Below are 6,016 nucleotides of genomic sequence, written 5' to 3' on the forward strand. Positions count from 1 at the left end.
CTGTTCAGATACTAATGGCGCTGGTAAACACCAACCGATTCCCGAACGGATCACTGATCGCCATGTCCTGGCTGCCCCATGGCATGGCCTGGATTTGTGGGTGGGCGTAGCGGTATTGCTTGGCGAGCAGCTGCTGCTGGAAGGCTTCCAGCTCATCGGTCTCGATCCGCAGCGCCGAGCCCGGCGTGCAATCGCCATGGTGTTCGGACAGGTGCAGCACGCAGTCCCCGCGGGAGACTTGCAGGTAGAGGGGAAAGTTGTCACCGAAACGGTGTTGCCAGTCGACGGTAAAGCCCAGGAAATCGACATAGAACGCCAAGGCCTTCGTTTCATCGAAAATCCGCAGGATCGGGGTGGTTTTACCGAAGCTCATGGGTTGCTCCCTGGCTGAAATGACCCAGTTTAGACGGGTTGACCCCAATGCTTCGGCCTAAAAGCCGGCTTCTTTAGTGTCGTAGTGCCATTATTGCGGCGTCAATTAACGTTATATCAGCCGCTTACGCACCTTTAAAAATCCGAAACCCCTGGTGCAGATTGCCTTCCCGCGCGAGGAATCGACCTTCCCGGCGGCCGTTTGCCTGGCCATCGCGATAACTCAGGACGCCGTTGACCCATACGCCATCGATGCCCTCGGCAGCCCGTTGCGGTTGGTTGAAATCGGCGACGTCGCGGACGGTTTGTGGATTGAACAACACCAGGTCGGCCCAATATCCTTCGCGGATTTCACCCCGTCCCTTCAGGCCGAAACGTGCAGCCGAAAGGCCGGTCATCTTGTGCACGGCGGTGTGTAACGGAAACAGCCCGAGGTCTCGACTGAAATGTCCCAGCACCCGTGGGAAAGCGCCCCACAACCGAGGATGGGGAAACGGGTCCTCGGGCAAACCGTCGGAGCCGACCATCGACAACGGGTGCGCGAGGATGCGTCTTACGTCGCTTTCGTCCATGCCGTAGTACACCGCGCCGGCCGGCTGCAGGCGGCGCGCGGTTTCCAGCAGTGGCATGCCCCATTCGGCGGCGATGTCGATCAGGTCCCGTCCACTCATGTGCGGGTGCGGCGTCGACCAAGTGATGGTGATGCGATGGGCATCGGTCACTTGTTTGAGGTCCAGCGTCGAAGAGCTCGCCGCGTAGGGGTAACAGTCGCATCCGACGGGATGGTTTTTCGCGGCATTTTCCAGCGCCGCGAGCACCTGCGGACTACGCCCCCAATTACCGGCCCCCGCACATTTGAGGTGGGAAATGATTACCGGGCTCCGTGCATGCCGGCCGATCTGGAAGGCCTCGTCCATCGCTTCCAGCACCGGTTCGAATTCGCTGCGCAAGTGGGTGGTGTAGACGGCGCCGAATGCTGCCAACTCTTCGCTCAGTTGCATGACTTCATCGGTCGACGCACAGAACGCGTTGGCGTAGGCCAGGCCGGTGGATAAACCCAGCGCACCGTCCTCCAGGCTTTCGCGCAGTTGCTGACGCATGGCGGCGATTTCTCCTACGCTGGCGGTGCGCAGCAGATCGTCCAGGTGGTTGCTGCGCAGCGCCGTGTGCCCGACCAGTGCCGCGACATTGACGGCCGGCGTGGCGGCCTCCACCGCCGAACGATAATCAGCGAAACGGGGGTAGGCGAACGCCTGGGCAGCACCGAGCAGGTTCATCGGGTCCGGCGGGTCGCCCCGCAGACTGACGGGCGCGGCGCTGATTCCGCAGTTGCCGACGATGACCGTGGTCACGCCCTGGCTGAGTTTGGGCAGCATCTGCGGTTGGCGTATGACCACCGTGTCGTCGTGGGTATGCACGTCGATGAATCCCGGCGCCAGCACCCGGCCGGCCGCATCGACTTCTTCAGTCGCCCGGGCGGTGCCCAGGTTGCCGATGTGTTCGATACGACCGGCGCGGATCGCCACGTCGGCGCTGTAGCCGGACGTGTCGCTGCCGTCGATGATCAGCGCGTTGCGAATGAGCGTGTCGTAGTGCATGTCAGTCTCCCAGCGGCAGGTCGTCCTCGCCGCCTCGGTAATCGTCCAGGGCGAGCTTGACCCGCCGCAGGCGCTCTTGATTGTCTTCGGGGTGGGCCAGCGCCAGCTCGGTGGCGAGCACGTCGATGGCCAGCAGCATGCCGTAGCGCGCCGCCGTAGGTTTGAAGATGAACGAGGTTTCGGCGCCTTGCAGGGGCAGCACCACATCGGCCAGGTGGGCCAGCGGCGAGTCGGCACGGGTGATCGCCAGGACCGATGCTCCGTAGCTGCGCGCCAGTTCGACCGCGCCGAGCAATTCCGGGGTGATGCCGGTCAGTGAACAGGCAATCACCAGATGCTGATCGCTCAGCGAAGTGGCCGTGATGCGCATCATCAGCGGGTCGCGGCAAGCGGCGATCGGGTAGCCGAAACGCACCAGCCGCACCTGCAACTCTTCGCCGCACAGCGCCGACCACCCGCCGAGCCCGAACGCATGGATCATCCGCGCCTTGCCGATCATCCGAACCGCGTCGGCGAAGCGTGGCTCTTCGAATGCCGACAGGTGCTGGCGCAGCGTTGACTCGATATCGCCGACGATCTGTCCATAAAACGCCGACTGCTCGGGCGCCCCGGCCGGGTCGAGGAAACGGCTGCCGACGCCACTGGCCTGGGCCAGTTGCAGGCGCAGATCGCGCAAATCGCGACAACCGACAGTCCGGGCAAAACGCGACAGCGTGGCGCTGCTGACTTCGGCGCGCTGGGCCAGTTCATCCAGGCTGGCGGAAGCGGCAAATCCTACGTCGTCGAGCATCAGTCGGGCGATTCTTCCTTCGCCTGCACTGAAGAAATCCTGACGGGAGCGGATCTGGTAAAGGATGTCCATGGCGGCACCTCTGTTGGAGCGCGATCAGAGTATGCGCGCAAGCCCGAGGGTCAGGCCGAACGCGACCAGGGAGATCAACGTTTCGAGCACGGTCCAGGTCTTGAAGGTTTGGGTGACGGTCATATTGAAGTATTCCTTGATCAACCAGAAGCCGCCGTCGTTGACGTGGGAAAAGATCACCGAGCCGGCGCCAGTCGCCAGCACCAACAGCTCAGGATGGGGATAACCGAGGCCGATCGCCACGGGCGCGACAATGCCCGAGGCCGTGGTCATCGCTACCGTCGCCGAACCGGTGGCGACGCGCATCAACGCGGCGAACAGCCAGCCCATGACCAACGGCGACAACTGGAACTCCTGGGCCAGCCCGACGATTTGCTGGGTCACGCCAGCGTCCACCAGAATCCGGTTCAAGCCACCGCCGGCGCCCACCAGCAGGGTGATGCTGGCCGTAGGCGCCAGGCACTCGTTGGTGAATTTGAGGATCGATTCGCGGTTGAAGCCTTGGGCCAGGCCGAGGGTCCAGAAGCTGAGAACGGTCGCCAGGAGCAAGGCGATCACCGAGTTGCCGATAAACAGCAGAAACTGATTAAAACCGCTGCCCGGCGTGGAAATCAGGTTGGCCCAGCCACCGATCAGCATCAGGACCACCGGCAACAGGATCGTCCCTAACGTGATACCGAACCCCGGCAGGTTGGCACGTGGCTCGCGGTCGAGAAATTGCCGCTCCAATGGGTTCTCGGCCGGCAGTTGAATGCGTGGCACGATGAATCTGGCGTACAGGGGACCGGCGATGATTGCGGTGGGAATGCCGATCAGGATCGCATACAGCAGGGTCTGCCCCACCGAAGCCTGGAATGCCTGCACCGCCAGCATCGCCGCCGGGTGCGGTGGCACCAGGGCGTGGACCACCGACAGCCCGGCCACCATCGGCAGGCCGACCATCAGGATTGACACGCCGACCCGCCGCGCAATCGTGAATGCGATAGGCACCAGCAGCACAAAGCCGACCTCGAAAAACAACGGCAACCCCACCAGGAACGCAATGCACACCATCGCCCAGTGAGCATTGCGCTCGCCGAAGCGCTCGATCAGCGTCTGCGCCATCCGTTCCGCGCCACCGGACTCGGCCATCATCTTGCCGAGCATCGTGCCCAAGGCCACCACCAGCGCAATGTGCCCCAGTGTTTTGCCCACGCCCGCCTCATAGGCGCCCACGACGCTGGAGGGTGGCATCCCGGCCAGCAGCGCCAGGCCGATGGAAACCAGGGTAATCACGATGAACGGGTTGAGACGGTAGCGAGCGATCAGGACGATCAGCGCAATGATCGCGATCGCCGCGTAGACCAACAGCCAATAACCGAAATCAGGGGCCATGCGTTACTCCTCGAATGGGGTCACGTCGTTGTTTATGAAACTCATAAATCATTTCAAGAAGAAATCTACAAATCCGCTGAAAGTAATTTTCGCCTACAGACAAAAAATGTCGCGCAGGGACATCGCGACAAGGCGCCGATGAAAATCCACAGCCGAATTTTCATCGCCAGACGGGCCCTTCGTGGCGAGGGAGCTTGCTCCCGCTGGCCTGCAAAGCAGGCCCCCGGAAAGCCAATCACTGGCCCCAGGGTCCTTGATTCCGTACCATTCCCCTGCTTTTCGCACCACTTCTCCGGCAGCCGACTCTGCACCGGCGCCCAATCAGGTAAACCATGAAACCAGCTCGTCTTCGCGCCGACGCCCTCGCCGGCCTCACTACCTCCTTCGCCTTGCTCCCGGAATGCATTGCCTTCGCCCTGGTTGCGCATCTGAATCCGCTGATGGGCCTGTATGGCGCCTTCATCATCTGCACCTTGACCGCTCTGTTCGGTGGGCGGCCGGGCATGGTGTCGGGGGCGGCGGGATCGATGGCGGTGGTGATCGTCGCGCTGGTGGTGCAACACGGCGTGCAGTACCTGCTGGCCACGGTGCTGCTGGGCGGATTGATCATGATGGCGTTCGGGCTGCTGCGGCTGGGCAAGCTGGTGCGGATGGTGCCGCACCCGGTGATGCTTGGTTTCGTCAACGGCCTGGCGATCGTCATCGCGTTGGCGCAACTGGAGCACTTCAAGAGCGACGGATCCTGGCTGAGCGGCGCCCCGCTGTACCTGATGGCCGGCCTCGTGGCGTTGACCATGGCCATCGTCTATCTGCTGCCGCGCCTGACCCGTAGCGTACCGCCGGCCCTGGTGGCAATCCTCGGTATTGGCCTGGCGGTCTACTTGCTTGGCCTGCCGACCCGGACGCTGGGCGACATGGCGCACATTGCCGGTGGCTTGCCGGTGTTTGCCCTGCCGGATATCCCCTGGAACCTGGAAACACTGCTGATAATCGCGCCCTATGCGGTGGTCATGGCGATGGTCGGCCTGCTGGAAACGCTGCTGACCCTCAACCTGACCGATGAAATCACCGAGAGTCGTGGTTATCCGGACCGTGAATGCGTGGCGTTGGGCGCGGCAAACATGGCGTCCGGCCTGTTAGGCGGCATGGGCGGTTGCGCCATGATCGGCCAGACGGTGATCAACCTCAGCTCCGGCGGGCGCGGCCGGCTATCCGGGGTGGTGGCTGGGGTAATGGTGTTGCTGTTCGTGCTGTTCCTGTCGCCACTGATCGAGCGCATTCCGCTGGCCGCACTGGTGGGCGTGATGTTCGTGGTCGCTCAGCAGACCTTTGCCTGGGCCTCGTTGCGGGTGATCAACAAGGTGCCGGCCAATGATGTACTGGTGATCATCGCGGTCACCGTCATCACCGTGTTTACCGACCTGGCCGTCGCGGTGCTCTGCGGGATCATCATCGCGGCGCTCAACTTCGCCTGGCAACAGGCCCGGGAGTTGTACGCCGACACGCACCTGGAAGCCGATGGCAGCAAGCTTTATCGGCTGCACGGCACGTTGTTCTTCGCCTCGACCACGCCATTTCTCAACCAGTTCGACACGGCCAACGACCCCGACCTGGTGACCCTGGACTGCCGCCACTTGAGCTTCGTCGACTACTCGGCCATCGCCGCGTTGATGACCCTGCGCGAGCGCTACAGCAAGGCGGGCAAGCATCTGCGGGTGTTTCATCTGTCCGAGCGGTGCAAGCAGATGCTCAAGCGCGCGGGCGTGCATCACGACTGACGAATGCCAACACAAACCCTGTGGGAGGGGGG

Annotated in this window: 5 protein-coding genes; 1 reads left to right on the forward strand and 4 read right to left on the reverse strand. The window is 62.8% G+C overall.

Translation table 11 applies throughout. The features are described 5' to 3' along the window. Positions 1 to 4: 4 nt before the first annotated feature. From ACE04F_RS26940 to ACE04F_RS26955, 4 genes are all read right to left on the reverse strand, one after another. Entirely contained in the window at positions 5 to 373 is a 369-nt protein-coding gene (locus ACE04F_RS26940; RefSeq protein WP_486110608.1) for a glyoxalase superfamily protein, read from the reverse strand. A 124-nt stretch (positions 374 to 497) separates the two neighbouring features. After that, a complete protein-coding gene (locus ACE04F_RS26945; protein WP_486110609.1) occupies positions 498 to 1,970 on the reverse strand; it encodes an N-acyl-D-amino-acid deacylase family protein in 1,473 nt (490 codons plus the stop codon). Position 1,971: 1 nt separating this feature from the next. Next, complete coding sequence (locus tag ACE04F_RS26950; protein WP_486110610.1) at positions 1,972 to 2,832, reverse strand: MurR/RpiR family transcriptional regulator; 861 nt, start codon at positions 2,830 to 2,832, stop codon at positions 1,972 to 1,974. Between the two features lie 24 nt (positions 2,833 to 2,856). Beyond that, positions 2,857 to 4,206, reverse strand: a complete 1,350-nt coding sequence (locus ACE04F_RS26955; RefSeq protein ID WP_486110611.1) for a GntT/GntP/DsdX family permease — start codon at positions 4,204 to 4,206, stop codon at positions 2,857 to 2,859. Between the two features lie 332 nt (positions 4,207 to 4,538). On the opposite strand from ACE04F_RS26955, the gene ACE04F_RS26960 reads away from it, so the two are divergent. Beyond that, complete coding sequence (locus tag ACE04F_RS26960) at positions 4,539 to 5,984, forward strand: SulP family inorganic anion transporter (protein ID WP_486110612.1); 1,446 nt, start codon at positions 4,539 to 4,541, stop codon at positions 5,982 to 5,984. Positions 5,985 to 6,016 lie beyond the last annotated feature (32 nt).

It is taken from the genome of Pseudomonas sp. AGC41 (assembly GCF_057334555.1).